Annotated in this window: 15 protein-coding genes and 1 pseudogene; 10 read left to right on the top strand and 6 right to left on the bottom strand. The window is 69.7% G+C overall.

What is annotated here, in order from left to right:
• Window positions 1-32: 32 nt before the first annotated feature.
• The 5 genes from PSH25_RS21445 (at window position 33) to PSH25_RS21425 (ending at window position 7,360) form a co-directional block, all read left to right on the top strand.
• The gene (locus PSH25_RS21445) at window positions 33-524 is read left to right on the top strand and encodes a sigma-70 family RNA polymerase sigma factor (protein ID WP_238660776.1); all 492 of its coding nucleotides are present in this window, start codon (window positions 33-35) and stop codon (window positions 522-524) included.
• A gap of 14 nt (window positions 525-538) precedes the next feature.
• Entirely contained in the window at window positions 539-1,381 is an 843-nt protein-coding gene (locus PSH25_RS21440; RefSeq protein ID WP_238660775.1) for a hypothetical protein, read from the top strand.
• Between the two features lie 47 nt (window positions 1,382-1,428).
• Window positions 1,429-1,782: a VOC family protein gene (locus PSH25_RS21435; protein WP_238660774.1), complete on the top strand. Its 354-nt coding sequence runs from the start codon at window positions 1,429-1,431 to the stop codon at window positions 1,780-1,782.
• A gap of 181 nt (window positions 1,783-1,963) precedes the next feature.
• Window positions 1,964-5,149 carry a glycosyl hydrolase family 95 catalytic domain-containing protein gene (locus tag PSH25_RS21430; protein ID WP_238660773.1) on the top strand — a complete coding sequence of 1,062 codons (3,186 nt, stop codon included), beginning with the start codon at window positions 1,964-1,966 and terminating at the stop codon, window positions 5,147-5,149.
• Between the two features lie 84 nt (window positions 5,150-5,233).
• Window positions 5,234-7,360 carry a ThuA domain-containing protein gene (locus tag PSH25_RS21425; protein WP_308193711.1) on the top strand — a complete coding sequence of 709 codons (2,127 nt, stop codon included), beginning with the start codon at window positions 5,234-5,236 and terminating at the stop codon, window positions 7,358-7,360.
• Between the two features lie 37 nt (window positions 7,361-7,397).
• Here the strand turns inward: PSH25_RS21425 and PSH25_RS21415 are convergent.
• The 3 genes and pseudogenes from PSH25_RS21415 to PSH25_RS21405 form a co-directional block, all read right to left on the bottom strand.
• A pseudogene (locus PSH25_RS21415) lies at window positions 7,398-7,547 on the bottom strand (RICIN domain-containing protein); the annotation flags it as partial.
• Window positions 7,548-7,758: 211 nt separating this feature from the next.
• Complete coding sequence (locus PSH25_RS21410) at window positions 7,759-10,554, bottom strand: AfsR/SARP family transcriptional regulator (RefSeq protein ID WP_238660772.1); 2,796 nt, start codon at window positions 10,552-10,554, stop codon at window positions 7,759-7,761.
• Between the two features lie 375 nt (window positions 10,555-10,929).
• Entirely contained in the window at window positions 10,930-13,230 is a 2,301-nt protein-coding gene (locus tag PSH25_RS21405; RefSeq protein WP_238660771.1) for a M14 family metallopeptidase, read from the bottom strand.
• A 457-nt stretch (window positions 13,231-13,687) separates the two neighbouring features.
• Between PSH25_RS21405 and PSH25_RS21400 the strand changes: the two genes are divergently transcribed.
• From PSH25_RS21400 to PSH25_RS21385, 4 genes are all read left to right on the top strand, one after another.
• Window positions 13,688-14,635 carry a hypothetical protein gene (locus PSH25_RS21400; RefSeq protein ID WP_238660770.1) on the top strand — a complete coding sequence of 316 codons (948 nt, stop codon included), beginning with the start codon at window positions 13,688-13,690 and terminating at the stop codon, window positions 14,633-14,635.
• Complete coding sequence (locus tag PSH25_RS21395) at window positions 14,632-15,162, top strand: hypothetical protein (RefSeq protein ID WP_238660769.1); 531 nt, start codon at window positions 14,632-14,634, stop codon at window positions 15,160-15,162. The genes PSH25_RS21400 and PSH25_RS21395 overlap by 4 nt, the downstream gene beginning before the upstream one ends.
• Before the next feature lie 86 nt (window positions 15,163-15,248).
• Window positions 15,249-15,641, top strand: a complete 393-nt coding sequence (locus PSH25_RS21390) for a hypothetical protein (RefSeq protein WP_238660768.1) — start codon at window positions 15,249-15,251, stop codon at window positions 15,639-15,641.
• Window positions 15,638-16,102, top strand: coding sequence for a ribosomal maturation YjgA family protein (locus PSH25_RS21385; RefSeq protein ID WP_238660767.1), 465 nt, complete (start codon window positions 15,638-15,640; stop codon window positions 16,100-16,102). Before PSH25_RS21390 ends, PSH25_RS21385 begins: the two co-directional genes overlap by 4 nt.
• Here PSH25_RS21385 and PSH25_RS21380 read toward each other — a convergent pair.
• From PSH25_RS21380 to PSH25_RS21370, 3 genes are all read right to left on the bottom strand, one after another.
• The gene (locus tag PSH25_RS21380; RefSeq protein ID WP_238660766.1) at window positions 16,030-16,983 is read right to left on the bottom strand and encodes a cyclase family protein; all 954 of its coding nucleotides are present in this window, start codon (window positions 16,981-16,983) and stop codon (window positions 16,030-16,032) included. The genes PSH25_RS21385 and PSH25_RS21380 overlap by 73 nt on opposite strands.
• 98 nt (window positions 16,984-17,081) lie before the next feature.
• The gene (locus tag PSH25_RS21375; protein WP_238660765.1) at window positions 17,082-17,987 is read right to left on the bottom strand and encodes a DUF1963 domain-containing protein; all 906 of its coding nucleotides are present in this window, start codon (window positions 17,985-17,987) and stop codon (window positions 17,082-17,084) included.
• 87 nt (window positions 17,988-18,074) lie between these two features.
• Entirely contained in the window at window positions 18,075-18,494 is a 420-nt protein-coding gene (locus PSH25_RS21370; RefSeq protein WP_238660764.1) for a VOC family protein, read from the bottom strand.
• Between the two features lie 291 nt (window positions 18,495-18,785).
• On the opposite strand from PSH25_RS21370, the gene PSH25_RS21365 reads away from it, so the two are divergent.
• The coding region (locus PSH25_RS21365; RefSeq protein ID WP_238660763.1) for an amidohydrolase family protein at window positions 18,786-19,637 on the top strand (852 nt) is incomplete at its 3' end.

Here is a 19,637-nt window from a genome sequence, read left to right as displayed (position 1 = left end):
CCGGTGCTGGTCGCCGGAGAGGACAGACCCCGGTGAGGCGGGCCGACGAGACCGACTTCCACGACTTCGTCGCGGGTCGGATGGATCGCTGGCGACGCAGCGCGTTCCTGCTCTGCCAGGACTGGCACACCGCCGACGACGTCGTGTCGGTGACCGTGGCGAAGCTCTACCGGAACTGGCGCACGGCGGGTCAGGCGGACAACCGTGAAGCGTACGCCCAGCGGGTCCTGACCCGCGCCTGGCTCGATGAGCGGCGCCGGCCCTGGAAGCGGCGGGAACAGGCGCACGCGACGCTGCCGGACGTGGCCGCGGCGGCCCCGGAGACGGTCACCGACCGCGAGGGACTCGCCGCGTTGCTGCGTTCCCTCGGCCCCAAACAGCGGGCGGTGCTCGTGCTCCGCTACTACCTGGACTGCTCGGTGGAGGAGACAGCGCAGATCCTCGGCATCTCCACCGGCACCGTCAAGAGTCAGTCGGCACGTGGGTTGGCGAACCTGCGGGCCGTCGTCACCGGCCAGTCCTGAGGAAGAGGCAGCAGATGGGTCACCAGTTGTTCGACGAGTTGATCGGGACGCCACCGCCACCCCGGGTGGACGTGGCGGGCATCGTCCGGCGCGAGCGGCGCGCGAGGCGGGCCCGGCTGGTCGGCGGCCCGCTGGCCGCTGTCCTGGCGCTGGCGGTCGGCGTCGGTGTCGCCGTACACGATCAGGAGCCCGGCCGACCGCTGGTCGCGCCCTCCCCCACGTCCGCTGACAGCGGGTTCCGCCTGGTCTTCGACACCGACGAGAGCGCCGAGGCCAGCGCGAAGCGCCTCAGCGTCGAGTTCGATGCCGCGCTGCGTGCGGTGGCGCCCGGGTCGACGTGGTTCTGGATCCCCGACCACGTGGGCGAGGCTCCCCAGCCGGACGGGCGACCGCCGGTGTTCACCCACAACGGCCGGGACGACATGGTCGGCGGCGGGTCCGGTCTGTCGTATCGGGGCCGGAAGGGTCCGCTGGGAGTGTCGATCTCCCCCGACGTCCTCGAACCGGCACCGATCGGCCAGCGGGTCGACCCCTCGGCGCCCGACGGGCCCGCCGGATTCCACTGGCCGTGCGAGCTGCCGGAGGGCGCGGGAGACGACCGCTACCACCGTATCTGTGCGCAGGGGACGACCCCCGGCGGCCTCCGGATGAAGACCGAGACGCTGACCGCGAAGCGGACCGCGAGCGTGCAGCACATCGTGTCGATTCAACTGCCCGGCAACCGGGCGCTCAGCGCGAGCGTCAGCAACATGGTGGGGGTCGACGAGCAGGCAGTTGCCGCGCAGTCGGAACCACCGCTCTCCGCCGAGCAGCTCGCAGCCGTCGCCGTACGGGTCGCCGAGCGGATCAGGGCCTGACGGCTGGAATAATCAGGGTGTCTCGATTGCCTGAGCTGGAGGTCCCCGTGCGCGTCATCCGCATCCTGCCCAACCTTCCGGTGGCTGACGTCAGCGCCGCGAAGGGTTTCTACACCGACTTCCTCGGTTTGAGCACCGAGGCGTTCAGCCTGGGTTGGGTGGCCCGCTACACCTCGTCCGACCCCGACGTGGCCGTGCAGCTCGTCTCCGGCGACGCGACCGCACCCGAGGACTCGATCATCAGCGCGCAGGTGGACGACGTGGACGAGGCTTATGCCGAGGCACAACGGCTCGGCTACGAGATCGTGCACCCGCTGACCACCGAGTCGTGGGGCGTGCGAAGGTTCTTCGTCCGCGCCCCGGACGGCAACATCATCAACGTGGCGGCGCACCGCTCCTGAGGCGATCCTGACAGTCCCGAGGGGATTGACCCTCACAGACGTCCGATGTTAACTGCACATCAACGATGTGGATCGATGTTCATCCGATCGCCGTCAACCCGGCACGGTGGCACCGCTCCGCGTCGTTCTCGACATCGCCCTCGTTTCGGCGGACGTGGGCACACCGGGGCACCTTCCCGGGGTGCGAGACCTGCATCCGCACGACGATCCAGAGGAGATCGTGTCGATGAAGATGACGCCGCCGCTACGAATCGCGCTCGCTGTCCTGCTCGCCGGGGGCGTCGTCGCCGTCGGACCGGCCGGACCGGCGACCGCGGCACCCACCGACGCCGCGTTCGGGACCAGCACCGGGACGGTGAACGTCAACCGGGCCGCCTACCTGTCGAAGCACGACATCGTCTACAACCGCCCGAACACCAACCCCCTGCACGGGCTCACCGTCGGCAACGGCCGCACCGGCGCCATGGTGTGGAACAACAACGGTCTGACCGCCCAGGTCTCCGGTGTCGACCTTTCGCAGCAGTCGACCTACGCCGCCGGGCTGGTCAACCTGTACAGCAACCCGCAGCTCGACACCGGCTACACCACCTTCCAGCAACGCCTCTCGCTGTACGACGGGACGCTGACCACGAAGTACGACAACAATCGCACCGTCACCGTGCTGGGCGCGCCCAACTCCGAGGTGATGGGCATCCACGTCGAGGACACCCGACCCGGGGTGAGCAGCGTCGGGCTCGACCTGAGCCTGTGGGACATGAACACCGTCCAGAACATCGCGGACGTCCCCGACCTCAACACCTGGCGTACCGTCTCGACCTTCGCCGACGCCACCGGCGTCGGGTTGAGCCGTGGGCAGACCGACGCGAACAACTTCGGGTACACCCTCGCGGCCACGGTCGAGGGGGCGTCGTACTCCTCCCAGGTGGTCAACGGCACCCGGGTCCGGCTGACGATCACCCCCACGTCGAGCTACACCGTGTGGTTCACCGCGGCCAGCCGGATCAACTCGCCGGGCCTGAACTCGGTGACCCAGGCGAAGAATCAGCTGGCGGCGGCCAAGAGCGCCGGCTATGCGACCACGCTGAACAACTACCGCAACTGGTGGCACGACTTCTGGGCGAGGTCGTTCGTCCAGTACTCCAACGCGGGCGGCGACGCCGACTACCTGGAGAACGTCTACTACCTGGCCACCTACATGATCGCGGCGGGCGGCTACGGCAACTATCCGCTGCACTTCATCAACGGGGTCTTCCGGGCCACCCAGGACAGCTCGAAGTGGAGCAACGGGTACTGGTACTGGAATCAACGGGACGTCTACAACTCGTTCCTGGCCAGCAACCACGTCGACCTGATGGGCGGTTTCAACCGGCTCTACAGCCGCAACCTCTCCGCGTTGAAGTCGTACACCACCACCCGGTACGGCAGCGACGGGCTCTGGGTGCCCGAGACGATGGGCTGGGACGGCAACGCCCGGGGCACGATCAACAGTGACTACGTCAACGACACCTACTCCACCGGCACCGAGGCCGCCTACAACATGTACCTGCAGTACCGGTACAGCAACGACGAGACGTACCTGCGCAACACCGCCTACCCGTACATGCGGGAGGCGGTGAAGTTCTACGAGGACATGCTGGACTTCGACAGCGCCACCGGCCGGTGGTACATGGCCAGCTCGAACGCCCACGAGACGTACTGGGACGTCCGCAACGCCATCACCGACCTGGCGGCGGTGCGGCTGCTCTTTCCGCTCACGATCCAGGTAAGCCAGCAACTCGGCCTCGACGCCGGGTTGCGGGCCAACTGGCAGAGCATCGTCAGCAACCTGGCCCCGTACCAGGTGCAGAACGGGGCGTACCTGCCGCACGACCCACCGATCTCGCAGACCCGCAACAACGAGAACGTGGCGCTGGAGTTGGTCTGGCCCTACGACCAGACCGGCATCGGCTACCCCGACCAGCAGACCGCGATCACCACCTGGAACGTGCGGCCTCATCCGTACGGCAACGTCTGGTCCAACGACCACGTGCACGCCGCCCGCCTCGGCCTCGGCGACCAGGCCTTCCAGGGCATGCGGACGATGCTGCAGAAGTACCAGAACTATCCGAACGGGATGACCAACAACACCAACGGCGTCTTCGAGTACCTCGGCGTGCACCTGACGGCGATGAACGAGTCGTTGCTCCAGTCGTACAACGACAAGATCCGGGTGTTCCCGGCCGCGCCGACCGACGCCAGCTTCGTCGGGAAGTTCACGCTGCTCGCCAAGGACGGCTTCCTGGTCAGCTCGGAGCGGGAGGCCGGCGAGACCAAGTACGTGGGGCTGCGCAGCCAGTACGGCAAGACGGCCCGGGTGGTGAACCCGTGGGGCGGCCAGGAGATCCGCGTCCGTCGTACCTCGGACAACGCCGTGCTGACCACCACCTCGGCCGCCGAGGTCAGCTTCGCCACCGCGGCGAACACGGTGTACGTGGTGGAGCGCACCGCCAAGCCGTTGTCGACGTACGCGACCACCACGTTGACCGGCACCGCCAACCAGGCCGAGAAGAGCCTGTCCGGCACCGCCTCGACCCTGGGCCTCGGCGGTGCCGGCGGTGGTGGGCTGGTCAACGACACGATGCTGACCTACGACGCCAACTGGCACCACACCACCGCCCGGGGGTACGGCGACTACAACGACGACACCCACCACAGCACCACCGTCGGCTCGGCGGCCAGCTACACCTTCACCGGCACCGGGGTGGAGTACCTGTCCGAGCGGTTCAGCGACATGGGCAACGTCGACGTCTACCTGGACAACGTGTTCCAGGCCAACGTCAACCTGAACGTCGCCGGCGCCCGCCAGGCCCAGCAGGTGGTGTTCCGTAAGACCGGGCTGGCCAACGGCTCCCACACGATCCGCATCGTCAACAAGACCACCTCGGTGGGCATGGTCGACGCGTTGCGGATCCTCACCGGCGGCACACCGACGACCGGGGCGGTCGCGCTTCGGGCCCAGGCGAACGGCCGGTACGTCAGCGCCACCAGCGCGGGCGCGGGCAACCTGGTCGCCTCCGCCACCAGCGTCGGCAGCTCGGAGCAGTTCGACCAGATCGACCTCGGCGGCGGCACGATCGCCCTACGGGCCCGGGTCAACAACCAGATCGTCTGCGCCGAGAACGCCGGCGCCAACCCGCTGATCGCCAACCGGGCGTCCGCCGGGTCGTGGGAGTCCTTCGCCCTGGTCCGCAACACGGACGGCTCGGTCAGCCTGCGGGCGACGGTGAACAACAGGTACGTGGTCGCGGAGAACGGCGGGGCCGAGGCGCTGATCGCGAACCGGGACGCGGTCGGCCCCTGGGAGAAGTTCGACCTGATCGCCCTCTGACGCCGCGGCCGGCGGGCCCGTGCGGGCCCGCCGGCCGGGCGCTGCCGTCCCCCGTCCGTCCACCCCTCCCACAAGGAGCTATCCATGCGCAGACGCGTCATCAGCACACTCGCCGCCGCCGTCGTCACCGGACTCACCCTCGCGGCCGGCGCGGCGACGGTGGTCTCGACCCCGGCCGAGGCCGCGCCGGTGGGCAAGGTGCTGGTCTTCTCCAAGACCGCCGGCTTCCGGCACTCGTCCATCCCGAACGGCATCGCGGCGATCCAACAGCTCGGCGCGGCGAACGGCTTCACCGTCACGGCCACCGAGGACGCGGCGACCTTCACCACGGCCAACCTCGCCCAGTACCAGGCGGTGGTCTTCCTCAGCACCACCGGCGACGTGCTCGACGCCGGCCAGCAGGGCGCGTTCGAGGCGTACGTGGCCGCCGGGGGCGGCTTCGTCGGAGTGCACGCCGCCGCCGACACCGAGTACGACTGGCAGTGGTACGGCGGGTTGGTCGGCGCGTACTTCGCCTCGCACCCGGCCACCCAACAGGCGACCGTGCGGGTCGAGGACCGGGCCAACGCCTCGACCGCGCACCTGCCGTCGACCTGGACCCGCACCGACGAGTGGTACAACTACCGGGCCAACCCCCGCTCGGCGGTCAAGGTGCTGGCCAGCCTCGACGAGTCGTCGTACTCCGGTGGGTCGATGAGTGGCGACCACCCGATCACCTGGTGCCACAGCTACGGCGGCGGACGCTCCTGGTACACCGGCCTCGGCCACACCGAGCAGAGTTACACCGACCCGAACTTCACCCGGATGCTGCTCGGCGGCATCCAGGTGGCGGCCGGGGCGGTGCCGGCCGACTGCCGGCCGGAGCCCGGATACACCCCGCTGTTCGACGGCACCCAGGCCAGCCTCGGGCAGTGGCGGCAGGCGGGGCCGGGCGGCTTCACCCTGGCCGACGGCACCCTCACGTCCAATGGCGGCATGGGGTTGCTCTGGTACCCGGTGCGCACCTTCGCCAACTACTCGCTGAAGGTCGACTGGATGATGCCGGGCGACGACAACGGCGGGGTCTTCATCGGGTTCCCCGATCCGCAGGGCGACCCGTGGGGTCCGGTCGCCGCCGGTCACGAGATCCAGATCGACGCCACCGACGGCGACCCGACGCGCACCACCGGCAGCGTCTATAGCTTCCGGGCACCCAACCAGGCCGCCCGCGCGGCGGCGCTCAACCCACCCGGCTCCTGGAACACCTACGAGATCGGCGTGCACGGCCAGCGGGTCGAGATCTGGCTCAACGGCGTCAAGATCAATGATTACGTCAGCAGCCGGGCCATCGCCAACGGCTACATCGGACTGCAGAACGACGGCGCCGGGATGGACATCAACTACCGCAACGTGCGGATCAAGACCGACGGCCCGAGCGAGCCGCCCGCCACCGACCTGGCCCGGAACCGGCCGGTGACGGCGTCCAGCGTCGAGCCGGGCAGCGCGCACGCGGCGGGCAACGCCGTGGACGGCAACGCGGCCACCCGGTGGGGCAGCGCGTACGCCGACCCGCAGTGGATCTCCGTTGACCTGGGGGCCACGTACGCGATCAACCGGGTTCGGCTGGCCTGGGAGACGGCGCACGCGCGGGCGTACCAGGTCCAGGTGTCGCCGGACAACGTCACCTGGTCACCGGTGCACACCACGACCACCGGCGACGGCGGCGTCGACGACCTCACGGTCACCGGCACCGGCCGTTACCTGCGGGTGTACGGCACCCAGCGCGCCACCCAGTGGGGCTACTCACTGTGGGACCTCAACGTCTACGGCACCGCCGCCGGCACCCTGCTCTCCCGGGGCCGGCCGGTCACCGCGTCCAGCGTGGAGCCGGGCAGTACGCACGTGGCGGGCAACGCCGTGGACGGCAACGCGACCACCCGGTGGGGCAGCGCGTACGCCGACCCGCAGTGGATCTCGGTGGACCTCGGCGCGTCCCGCACCCTCGACCGGGTCCGGCTGACCTGGGAGGCGGCGTACGCCCGGGCGTACCAGATCCAGGTCTCCCCGGACAACGTCACCTGGTCACCGGTGCACACCACGACCACGGGCGACGGCGGCGTGGACGACATCGGCATCTCGGCCACCGGCCGCTACCTGCGTGTCCAGGGCACCCAGCGGGCCCTGCCCGCGTACGGCTACTCACTCTGGGAGTTGGAGGTGCACGGCAGCTGAGCCGACCGCCGCGTCCTGACCTCGCCGGCCGGCGAGGTCAGGACGTACGCCATTTCTGGTTGTTGCCGCCGTTACAGTCCCAGATCGCGACGGTGGAGCCGTTGGCGGTGGCGTTGCCGATGACATCGAGGCACCTGCCGGCGCCGACCGCGAGGATGCTGCTGTCGCTGTTGAGCCGCCACTGTTGATTGGCCTGCCCTGCTGCAACACCACCGACGACACCTCACGCAGCCACGCGCGCTCCGGGGCGAGTTTGGCCGCCGTCCTGTCGGGACAATTCGGCGTACGCCGACATTGCAACCGAGATGGCCGAGCTCAACCACAAGAACAACCACGTGCGCCTGCTCGTCGACTTCCCGCCCAGAGTGGCGCAGTGCCGAAACATGACCGCCGAGGGGCTATGCCCGTCGTGGTCCGGGCACGGTGGTGGTGTCGGACAGCAGCTCCGACATCCGGGCACGCATCTCGTCGAGGCGCCGGTCGCCCAGGCGCTCCAGAATCGTGACGGCCTCGTGCAGGGCCGCGATGGCGGCCGGGATGTCGCGGCGGGCCGCGGCGACATCGGAGCAACCGTGCAGCGCCCATGCCTCCCGCATCCGGTCGCCGGTGCTCCTGGCGAGTCGGACGGCGGTGTCGTAGTGGTTGCCGGCCAGGTCGACGTTGTCGCGCAGGAAGTGCAGCCGGCCGAGATTAGTGTGCACACTCGCGGACAACCAGTCCCGGTTGCTGGATCGGTCGGCCGCGGCCAGGGCCGACGTGTAGGAGTCCAGCGCGTCCTGCTGGCGGCCGGCCCGGCGGTGCAGGAGGCCGAGGTTGTGTTCTACCTTGAAGATGAGATCGGGGTCGTTCAGCAGGTTCGCCCAGTGTCGGGCCCGCAGCAGTGGTGGGAGTGCTTCGTCAAGCTCCCCGCTCTCGATCAGCATCCCACCGAGGCTCGCCTCGACGTCGGCCATGCCGGCGTGGTCGCCGTCACGTTGGCACAGTGCGCTGGCCCGCTGGTAGGCGGCGCGGGCCTCAACGCGGTGCAGCAGGAGGCTGTGTGCCACGCCCAGGCTCGCGTGTAGCGTGGCCTCGCCGGTGCTGCTGCCGGCCTGGGCCGCGGCCCGGATACCTTGCTCGGTGACGGCGATCCAGGTGTCGCGAGGCGCCCGGCGTTGCAGCCAACCCCGGATGTTCGCGGCGAGCGGCCAGACGAGATCGGGATGCTTACCCCCGAACTGGGCGATCATCGCGATGATCGTGTCCGCCTCCGCGTCGACCCAGCCGACAGCGGCGGCGGTGTCAGCCAGCTCCGGCAGGAAGAGCGGACGCGTCTCGTGCGTCGTGTCACCGCCCGCTCCACCCGCCGTCGGGCGGATGAGGCGCTGTGCCACGTCGGCCGCCTGTGCGTACCAGCGGAGCGCCTGCCGTTCGGCGCTCGCTTGATCGGCGGAGGTGTCATCGCGCTGTCCCTGCTCCCGAGCGAAGAGGTGGGTCAGCTGGTGAAGGCTGATTCGGTCGTCCACGTCGACGGTGACGAGGTTGGCCGCGGCGAGCTGCCCGATCAGACCGGCGAGCACGGTTGCAGAGGTGATGCCACCGAGTGCGGCGGCGGCACCTGGTGGCACGGTGTGCACGTCCAACAGCCCGAGGCGCCGCAACAGCTGACGTTCCGGTGCGGCCAGGCGCCGGTACGACACCGCGATGACGGCGGGGACGTTCACATCGCCGTCCGTGGTGGTCAACCGGGCGAGGCGGGTGCGCTCGTCGTGCAGGGCGCCGACGAGGACGTCCGGGCTGGTCCCCAGCCGCAGGTGGGCTCCCACGATCCGGATGGCCAGCGGCATCCCGTGACACAGCTCCACCAGGGTGCGGATGTCGTCGGTGGCGGGGCCGGTCATCCCGGCGGTCGCCCGTAGCAGGCGGGTGGCCTGCTCGACCGGCAGCGGCGCGAGCACCAGCAGGTGGGTGCCTTCGCGAGCGACGAGCCCGTCAAGCCGGTTGCGACTGATGATCACCAGCAGGCTGCCACCGCTGCCGGGGATGAACGGCCGGGCCTGTTGCGCGCTGCCCACGTTGTCCAGAACCATCAGCACCGCGCGACCGGAGAGCAACGACCGAAGTCGTGCCGCCCGTGCCTCTGCCTGCCGTGGCACGTCATCAGGTGCGATGCCGAGATCCACGAGAGCCCGGGCCAACGTCACCGACACCGGAACGTCGTTGTCGAGATCGAGGTAGAGCTGCCCGTCGGGAAAGCTCTCCCGGTGTTGGTGGGCCCACTGGGTGACCAGGGCTGTCTTGCCCATGCCGCCGGAACCCGTGACCACCACCGAACCCGCGAGCCGCTGACCGGACCCGGGGTCGGCGTTCACGGCGTCGAGTGCGGCGAGTTCGTCGTGGCGACCCACGAAGTTGCTGGGCGGGGCGGGCAACTGCGCCGGCCGAACGGTGACCGGAGCGGCGGTCGGCGTCACCCCTTGCGCGGGCCCGCGCAGGATCGCGGTGTACAGCTGCTGGAGGCGGATGCCCGGATCCGCACCAAGCTCGTCGGCGAGGATCCGCCTCGTCCGCTCGTAGACGGTCAATGCCTCCGCCCGGCGGTCACTGCGGACGAGCGCCAGCATCAGTTGCGCCTGCAAGCGCTCGCGCAGCGTGTTCGCCGAGGCCACGGCGGACAGTTCGGCGCACAGTTCCCGGTGCAGCCCAAGGCTGAGCTCTATGTCGACGCAGCGCTCGTACGCGCCCAGGCGTTGCTCGCCCAGGTGGTCGGCCGCACCTCTGACTTGATCGGTGTCGGCCGTGCCCTGGTAGGCCTCCGTTGCCCGCCACAGCCGCAGCGCGGCCCGGTAGCCCTCACGCGCCTCGGCGAGCCGGCCTCGCGCCTCGTCCCGGGCGGCGGCGTCGACCAGCGCGACGAACTCGTCGGCGTCGAGCTGGTGGCCGTCCAACGTGATTCGGTAGCCACCGGCCGTGCGGATGATCGACTCGGTGCCCAGGTTGCGACGCAGGTGATGGACGAGGACCCGCAGCGCCACCTGCTTGCTCTCGTTCGCATCGCGACCCCACAGGGCCTCCCGCAGCATGCCGTCGGTGACGGTCCGGCCGCCGGCCGCGAGGAGGCAGGCCAGCACCACCTCATGCTGCCGTCTGCCGGCCGGAACCACCGATCCGGACGCGTCGACGGCTCGCAGTGGCCCCAGGACTTCGAACCGCATGATCCCTTTCCAGGAGCGCGATCTGTCTCGACTGCGGTCGCGCACGTCGGCCATCGATCGACGACGCGCCCATCACCCAGTGGCAGGATCGTTGCACCCACGCGGCGAAACGGAAAGGGCACCACGATCGCCAACCGTCAGCCGTCCAACGCCCAGCCAACATCCGCCTGCGAGACTGCCGCCGTAACGATCGATCAGATCGGATGGAAGGGAGGCTCAGGTAACTCATCAGCGCCAAACGGGGATACGCGACCGCGGCGACCGGGGCTGACCGGTTCGCTCGGGGTCGGGTGTGGCGCGGCGTGGGTCAGCAGCGACCGTGCCCCGTCGGCGCGGCTGGACCGCACCGACGGGGCACCGATTGTCGGAGCAGCGCTACCCGTTGGCGATCCTGATGGTCGCCATGCGGTAGTTGTTGCGCCTGTCGTTCTTCGTCGGGTCGTAGTTCTTCTCGATGTTGCCGGCGCTGTCGACCGAGAACCAGCGGAACGTCGTCGTCTCGGTCACGTGGAACACCTGCCCCGGCTCGCGGAACTCGGTCGCCACGTAGCGGGGCGACTCGAGCGTGGGCCGGCTGCCGTCGGTCGTGTAGTAGATGGTGGCCGGCTCGTCGGTCTCGAAGCGCACGTCGACAGGCCCGGAGTAGCGACCCGCACCGGGGACCAGTTGGGACGTCGGGTTCTTGTTGTCCCTGCCCCAGTCCGCCGCGACCCGGAACATCTCCATGATCCCGTTGGCGTACTCCATCGTCTCGGCGTGGCCACTGACAAGCTCGGGGTTCCCGTCCCACTCCGGTTGGAACGAACCGCCCTGCCAGTCGCCGGTGGCCGGGTTGTAGACCGAGCCGCCGACCTCCCAGCCGAACGCGTAGATCCCGTAGGTGTGGTACAGGTCCTCACGCACGTTACCCGCCGAGGAGTAGAGCACGTCGGAGGAGCCGCCGACGTTCTCCGGCGTGACCACGGTCTCCCGGTGCGCCTTGACCTGGGACAGGATCCGGGCGGCGGACTGCCAGTAGAACGCCTCGTCACCCAGTGGCGGACGCGGCGTGGTGATCCGGCCGTCCGCGATGTAGGCGCCGGGCTGCCAGAAGAGCTGACCACCGTTGGAGTGCACCGACATCATGAACTTGATGTTCTTGTACTTCTCGACCAGCCAGATGATGTTCTTCGACTCGGGCTCGGACAGCTCCTCCGGCCCCTGGTAGGTGTCGCTGACGCAACTGGTCGACGCGCCCGCGTAGCCGTCGTGCCCCGAACCGACCCGGTAGTTCCGGTTCAGGTCGACGCCCCAGGAGTTGCGTCGACCCGGATCGGCGTTCGCGTCCGGGCAGTGGTTGGTCAGGTTCCGCCGCTGGGAGGCGAAGTTGTAGAAGCTGTAGTTCGCCCCGTCGGGGTTGTTCGACAGGATGAAGAAGACGTCGGTGTTCTCGACGATCTGCTTCGTCTCCCGGTCGGACCGGTAGTTGTGCACCAGACGTTCGGCGGACTCCAGGCTCGTCGTCGCCGGCACCCACTCGCGGGCGTGGTCCTGCGCCTGAATCAGGACGCCGGGCTTCTTCCCGTCACGGTGTTTGCCGATCCGCAGGACCGGGATCGTGGCCGGGCCGCGCGGCACCTCCCCCGCCGGCGCGCCGACCCGCTTCTGGTCGAGGAAGTCGGTCAACGCGACCGGCCCAGCCGTCGGCGCGACGATTCCGCTGCCCTCGTTGGTGCGGTACGGGTGCGCCCGGTCGATGAGGCCCGCGGACCGGGTCCGCAACGCCTCGGCCACCTCGGCGGCGGTGCTCGCCGGCGCACCGGCGGTGTCCGTGGCGAGCAGGACACGGACCGCCTTGCCGGTGACCTCCACCGCGAGCGGGAGGTCCGGGTCGGGCCGGTCCACGAAGTCCACGGTGATGTCGTTGCCGCCCTCGTGACCCCACGCCGCCGAGGTGACGACGACGGCCGCCTGCCCCGTACCGCCGATCTGGGCCTGCGCCTTACGCTGGTACCCGTTGGTCTGGTTCGGCAGGTAGACGATCTCGGCGATGTCCGGGTACTGGCGGGCGATCTCCTTGGCGCGGCTGTAGAGCTGCTGCGGGTGCCGGTAACCGTCCACGAAGTCCGACTTGTAGGACGGGTTCGCGGTCAGTGGCGGCGGGGCGTCCTCCAACCAGTTGGAGACGACACCGGTCGTGACGCCACCGGTGGAACTCGTCACCTGGATCTTGTTGGGGCGTACGTCGAGCTTGAACAGGTTGCGGTGGAACATGTACTGCCCGGAGTCGACGAACCGGCTCATCGTCCGGGCGAAGCCGAACGAAGTGCCCCTCCCCGAGTCGTTCTCCAGCTGCATCCCGACGATCGGGTCAGCCTGCTGTCCCTCGGTGGTCCGCGCCTCGACGTAGAGGAAGCCCTGGCCCTTGGTGGTGAACCAGTCGGCGCGGACGACGCGTACCGTCGCCTCGTGGTTCGCCGGCTGGGCCGCCCGCGCGCTGGCCGCGTCGATGCCGATGCCGCCGTCGGCTTCGTCGCTCCAGGCGAAGCCCGCGTCGTCACCGAGCACGGTCACGCCCATCGCCGTGAGTTCGGCGACCTGCTCGGCGGTCACCACCGCCTCACCCTCGATGCCGTTCGGCACGCGCCGGAGGCCGTGTTCGAGGTCGAAGCCGGCCGCGGCCACCTTGTCCAGCATGTCGGCACCGGTCAGCCTGATGTGTACGAGGCGTACCGACTCGCGGTCGTCAAGCTGGGCTCGGCCGGCAACGGCTGAGGACCCCGGGGGATCCGCGCCCGCAGGGCCGGTCGTCACGAGGATGCCACCCAGCAGGGTGGACAGTGTGAGAAGCGCGAGGCGTCGTTGTGTACGCCGCATTCCCCCTCCTTCTGTTACGACGGGTGATTGCCGGCGGGCCGGGTCCGGTGAGCGTATGTGCGTTTGCGGCCGCAGTCGTTGACGTCGATCGAATTTGAGCATTCCTTGAGGCGACCGCCCCTTGGACGGCCTGTCCCCCGGCAGAGGGAGCACATCCCCTTCTGTCGGGGAGGAGAGCTGATCGGCAGCCGGCGATCGTTGGTCCATGGCTGTCGTAGGAATACCGACCCGATCCAGACCGTGGGTGCTGGCGTGCGCCGTGTTCGTCGCCGGGGCGGTGGCTCAGCGTTTGTACTGGATCGCGGGTGGCCGGTGGGGGTACACCGCCTGCGATCGCACCGATCTGGTCGATCCGACGGGCGGGTGCGGTGCGGACCAGGTCGTGGCGTTGCCGTTCTGGTCGGGGTGGGGAGCGGTGGGGGTCGGTGTCGCCCTCGCGGTGGTGCTCGCGTGCACCGTCCGATTTCCCGGCAGTGGGGCGACCGCCGGTGGTTGGGCCGCGGCCACGCTGCTCCTGGTGGTCGCGTTCCCGCTGCACCTGGTCTTCGAGATCCCGGCGGCGTTGGCGGGGCGGCCCTCGGACTGGCGTGACTTCGGAGCCCGGCTCGTGCTGGTGGCCGGTGGCATCCTGTTCGTCGGGCTCGCGAACGCATCCGGGCCCCCACGCCGACCGGCCGCCGTCGGCTACCGACCGGTGCCGCGGTGGACGCGCCGCTGGGCGTACGTCGCCGTCGTGCTGCCCATGGTCGGCTGGGCCGTCCCTCACGCGCTGTGGGTGCTCGGCGTTCCGCTCGGCATCTCCGAGCGGGAACTCAACGACATCGAGCGGAACCTCTCCACATCGACCGGGGTGGCGATCACGCTCGTCCCGCCACTCGCCGGCCTGCTCGTTCTCGGGCTGGTACAGCGGTGGGGGCAGCAGTTCCCGCGCTGGGTGCCGGGACTACACGGTCGACAGGTTCCCCGGCGGCTGGCGGTGATCCCGGCCGGCGTGGTGGCGCTCACGCTTGTCACCTACGGCGTGCTGAGCATCGCGGTGCTCGTCGGCGACTTGCTTGCGGGCGACACGCGCTGGTCCGACGTGTGGGACGGGTGGGCGGTCACCGCCACGCTGCTGGTGTTCCTCGGCTGGGGAGTGTCGTTGGCCGTCACCACCACCGGATACGCCCTCGCCACCTCGGCCAACGCCTCCATGACCGGCCTGTCAGGATCGGAGCTTCCGTGAGCCCCACCGACTCTGCCAACGTCCCGACCGTCGCCCCGCCGCCCTGGGCGGTCTGGGCCGCCTACGCCGTCCCGCTCTGCGTCCTGCCGTCCGCGCTCTGGCGACTGTCGTTGGTGTTCACCGCCGATGCCGTCACACGCTGGTACATGATCTTCCTGTCCACCCTGTCGATGGGCCTGGCCCTGTTGACCCTCGGGCTGGTGCACCGGTGGGGACAGCGAGTTCCGCACTGGCTGCCCCGCATCGGGGGCCGTCCCATCCCGACGCGTCCGGTCGTACTCGTCGCGCTGATCGGCGGCTGGTCACTCGTCGCCATCTGCGTCTACTTCCTCCTGAACCAGAGGTTCCACTTTGTGCAGAGCATCTGGGTCGGCATCGGCGACGACGAACCGGTGCACCCGACTCCCGGTTGGGAGGTGTTCCGCTACTACGCCCCGATGCTCGCGTGGGGACCTCTGGTCATCGCCGTGGCCGCCGACTACGGCCGGCGCGCAGCCAGGGTTCGACGACTGGAACAACACCTGTGAGAGCTCGTGTGGGGGCCAATTCGATCGTGACGTTTCCGCCAGGAACGCGCCTGCGGGAGCGGGCCGTCCGGACCTATCCTTGCGCGGTGTCGTACGCCGATCTCACCTTCGCGCAGTGGAACGACCTCTCCGATGCCGCCGCCCGCCGCCTCGCCGCGGAGGTCGCCGACCGGCACGGTCTGACCGTGCCGGTCGGCCTTCAGGACACGGTGTACGCGGGGCGGTCGCAGCGGGTGGCGTTCCGGCCCACCTCGGACCAGCTGGCCAGCTACACCGACAGCGCCGAGGAGTACGGCCTTCCACCGCTGGCCGGCGTGTGCGGCGGCGACGGCGGCAGCACCACCTGCGGAGGCAGCCGCTTCCTGGGGTGGCTCGCCCTCGCGACCGCCTACCGTGACAAGGACTTCGGCCAGTGGCTCGCCTCTGACGACGGGTACGCCGACGAGATCCTGAGCCGGCCCGTCATGGAGCTGCGTTGAGCAGCCCCGCCCGTACGGTGCGAGTGCTCATGCCGGTGGCGGGGCTGCTGTTCCTGGGCCTCGCCCTGCTGATCCGCGCCGCCGACGACGGGGCGCTTCGGCAATACTCCGGCACCGCGCTGTACGCGTCGATGGTCTGGACGATGGTGCTGTTCCTGTCGCCCCGGATGGCGCCGGTACGAGCCGGGAGCCTCGCCATCGCCTTCTGCTGGCTGGTCGAACTCGCGCAGCTGACCGGGGTGCCAGCCGAACTGTCGGCGCGGAGCGTGGCCGCGCGGCTGGCGCTGGGTGTGCAGTTCGATCCCGTTGACCTGGCCTGGTACCCGGCCGGCGTGATTCCTCTGATGGTGCTGCACCACCTGGTACGCGCTCGACAGCGCCGCAACGGTCAGAAGGTGGCGATCGGGTTGACCGGGCTGCCGGACGTGCCGGCGAAGCGGACCGGTGCGACTGCCAAATGAAAGTCCCACTGGCCAAGCTCGGCAGCCGTCGTCGCGCACGCCTCCAGGTCACAGTTGTCGAGCATCCACAGACCCATCGCGACGAGACTCACGGCGTGGACCGGCATCAACACGTCGTCGTACCCCGACGGCTGAACGTCCTGGGGGGTGTCGGCGCAGATCAGCGCCACCCCCCGTTCGTGCAGCCACGGTAGGCAGGACGCGTGCCAGCCGGCCTGCGTGAACCCGCTGGCCGGACCGTTCTCGTGCCGGAAGCGGCCGTAACCGGTCCGCAGGAGAACCGCGTCGCCGGGTCGCACCTGCACACCCTGGCGACGCTCGGCCTCCTCGAGGTCGTCGGGAAACACGCCCTCCCCCGGCTCCAACCACGGCACACCGCGGGCCGCCGCGACGTCCAGCAGGACACCGCGCGTGACAATCCCGTTCGCGGCCGCCGTGACGGCCGCCCACGCCGAACCAGTCGCGGCATCGACCAACGAGTGCGACCGCCCGTTGTACATCGTGCCGTCCCAGTAGATGTGGCACGGCGAGTCGAGATGGGTGAGGGTGTTGCCGTGGTACGAGATGCCGAGCCGCTCGGACGAGAATCCCCAGCGCCGGTCGGCGTGGAAGGCGGGCGGCATGTTCTCGGCACCCGGCATGTCAGCGGTGCACGGGCACGTCGTCGTCGACCGCTCCATGTCTCCCGGTGCGGCGACCTCCCACGCGCAGGAAACGCTCCGGCCGTGACGTACGGCCCGCGCCGCCGCGAGCCGGACGTCGTCGGTGATGTGGTTCAGCGTGCCGAGTTCGTCGTCGTCGCCCCACCGTCCCCAGTTCGACAGCGTGTCGAAGTACCCGAGTACGTCGTCCTGGGTCGGCATCTGTCGTCCTGCCGTCATGTCAGCATCGACTCCTCTGGTCACGCGGTTCCGAGGCACCGCAGGTCAGGGTAGTCCGCCGCCGAATCGAAGATCGCGATGGCCGGCCCATCAGACGTCTACTCACTGAACTCGGTCACGGAGAGCGCCCCGTCCAGCCGACCGGCGGCCAGGTCATCGTGGCGGATCACGAAGCTGCCGTAATAGAACCCGTCGTCCAGGGGAAAACGGGCGAGCGACACCCACTCGCTCGTCAGCCGGTGCTTCTCCCGCTCCACGTGGGAATACCACTGCGCCATCGGGATGACGATCTCGCCGGCCTGCTCCCGCCCGGCGAGGGTCTGCTCCGCGATGCTCCTGATCACCTCGTCGTCGGCGTACCCGCCGATATCAGCGCTGGCAAGCCCCTCATCGGGCGGCCAGAGATCGTCGGCCAGAGCAAGAAGCTCCTCCAGGTGCGGCAGGTCACGCTCCAGGTCACGGGCCACCTGCTGCTGGAAGGGCGACAGGTCGTCCTCGTCCTCATCGTCCTCGTCCTCATCGTCATCGTCATCGTCGTCGTGCGCCGCGATCCACGGGGGCAGCTCCACGCCGAGCGTGGCGCTCACGTCGTACTGCTTGCCGACGTACCCGGGTCTGGGTTCTTCCGCCACCTCGGTAGCGGTGTCGGCCGGCACGTACACGACTCGCGCGTAGCTCCGGTCCCCGGTGCCACCGGCCAGGTGGTCCTCCTCGTGGTTCAGGAAGAAGAGCAGCGATCCGTCCGCCGGCAGGCCGAAGTCGTCGACTCTCGGCAACGCCGCACAGTCGACGGAGAAGATGAACGCCAACGGACTGGCCCCGGCGGTCGGCCAGTCGGTGCCGACCGGCAGTCGGGGTAACCCACCGAACTGCCCGACCGGGGCACCGCCGGAGCTCCCGCCCAACCGTATCGACAGACGCAGGTGGCTGGTGAACCTGCTGATCTCGTCGTCCGGAATGCCCAACTCGAGCGCTGCACGGCGAAACCGCCCCTGCTGATCCATGGGCCAGGATGATGCCATGGGGATACGACGAGGACGCCCGGCGACCGGGTGGCTCGCCCCGTCGGTAGCACGTTCGATGCCCCGCGGTCAGAGGCCCTGCCCCACCTCGACCAGATAACCGTCCGGGTCGCGCAGGTAGCAGCGGATCTCCGTCCCGTGGTCCTTCGGCTCGGTGAGGAAGTCCGCGCCCCGGGACTTCCACTCCTCGTAGAGTTTCCGGATGTCCCGGACCCGGACGTTCATCGCGCAGCTCAGGGTGTTGGAGTCGGCCGGCGCCTTGGCCTGCACGGTCGGCTTGTCGTCCGTCGGACCACCCTCGACGTTGATGATGATGTAGCTGTTGAAGAACTTCATGATCAGCGGGCTGCTCTCGTGGACGCAGGTCGCCTCGAACACCCGCTCGTAGTACTCCCGGGACCGCGCCAGATCGCGCACGATCAGCAACGTTGCGAGGAACATGCCGTCCTCGGGCTCGAAGTAGTCGGGTGCCGGATTGGCCAACGCCATGACCGTCCTCCTGTCGTCGCCCCTTTTCGCGCAAGAAGTCGGGCGGCGTCGTATCCCCCGGGAAGGTTGCCGAAAACGCCGCCGCGACGGGTGATATCCCGACTCACCTACCGCCGTCGACCCGAGGAACGTGTCGGCAGCCGTTAACCCGGCAGGGGGAGGAGATATCGCTCGGGCGAGGGAGGCTGTGCGCCCTGCGGCAGTGCGATGGTCGGGCCAGGACCGCTAGCCGCCAGCGGAGGGGTCACTGGTGGTGGCAGCTGTGGCCGAGCGGGGTGGGCTGGGGTGACGATGACGAAGCATGCGGTCCGGGTGGCCCGGATGTTCGACGGCGAACGGCTCGTGGACGGCGGGGTGTTGGTCCTGCTCGACGACGGGCGCATCGCCGACGTGCACCGGGGTGACGCCGAGGCGCCGGAAGGCTGGCCGGTGCGCGAAGAGCCGAACGGCACCCTGCTGCCCGGCCTGGTCGACGCGCACGTGCACCTGTGCGCCGACGCCGGACCCGACGCGCTCGGCAGGCTCACCGAGCGCCCCGAGCCAGACCTCGACGCGGTCGTCGAGACGTCACTGCGTACGCACCTGGCGGCCGGCGTCACGACGGTCCGGGACCTGGGCGACCGGCGCGGAGCGGTGCTCCGTTGGCGGGATCGGGGGGTACGTGACGACCTGCCCACGGTGCTCGGGGCGGGCGCACCGCTCACCAGCATCGGCGGGCACTGCTGGTCGTTGGGGGGCGAGGTGAGCGGTGTCGACGGGGTCCGCGAGGCCGTACGTCTGCGGGCCGCGGCCGGCGCCGATCTGGTGAAGGTCATGGCCAGCGGTGGGGTGTTCACCCCCGGCACCGACACCACGAGGCCGCAGTTCACCGACGAGGAGCTGACCGCCACGCTGACGCAGGCCCACGAGCTGGGTCTGCCGGTGACCGCGCACGCGCACGCGCTCGGCGCGGTCGAGCAGGCTCTGCGCGTCGGTGTGGACGGCATCGAGCACTGCACCTGCGTGACCGCCACCGGCGCCCACGTCCCCGGTGAGCTCGCGGACCGCCTGGCCGCGTCGGGAGTGGCGGTCTGTGCCACGCTCGGCACCGACCCGGCCGTGGTCACGCCGCCGGAGGTGGTGGCGGTGGCGGCGCGGGCCGGG

Origin of the sequence: Micromonospora foliorum (genome assembly GCF_022229015.1) — a bacterium.
Lineage (GTDB): Bacteria > Actinomycetota > Actinomycetes > Mycobacteriales > Micromonosporaceae > Micromonospora > Micromonospora foliorum.
The sequence above is the reverse complement of the archived record's forward strand: the minus strand, read 5'-3'. Positions and strand labels throughout refer to the sequence as shown.

What these genes read in the sequence shown, in the direction of transcription:
- PSH25_RS21440 (WP_238660775.1), top strand. Translation starts at nt 539, where the DNA reads ATGGGTCACCAGTTGTTCGACGAGTTGATCGGGACGCCACCGCCACCC.
- PSH25_RS21425 (WP_308193711.1), top strand. Translation starts at nt 5,234, where the DNA reads ATGCGCAGACGCGTCATCAGCACACTCGCCGCCGCCGTCGTCACCGGA.
- PSH25_RS21410 (WP_238660772.1), bottom strand. Translation starts at nt 10,554, where the DNA reads ATGCGGTTCGAAGTCCTGGGGCCACTGCGAGCCGTCGACGCGTCCGGA.
- PSH25_RS21405 (WP_238660771.1), bottom strand. Translation starts at nt 13,230, where the DNA reads ATGCTGGACAAGGTGGCCGCGGCCGGCTTCGACCTCGAACACGGCCTC.
- PSH25_RS21380 (WP_238660766.1), bottom strand. Translation starts at nt 16,983, where the DNA reads ATGACGGCAGGACGACAGATGCCGACCCAGGACGACGTACTCGGGTAC.
- PSH25_RS21375 (WP_238660765.1), bottom strand. Translation starts at nt 17,987, where the DNA reads ATGGATCAGCAGGGGCGGTTTCGCCGTGCAGCGCTCGAGTTGGGCATT.
- PSH25_RS21370 (WP_238660764.1), bottom strand. Translation starts at nt 18,494, where the DNA reads ATGGCGTTGGCCAATCCGGCACCCGACTACTTCGAGCCCGAGGACGGC.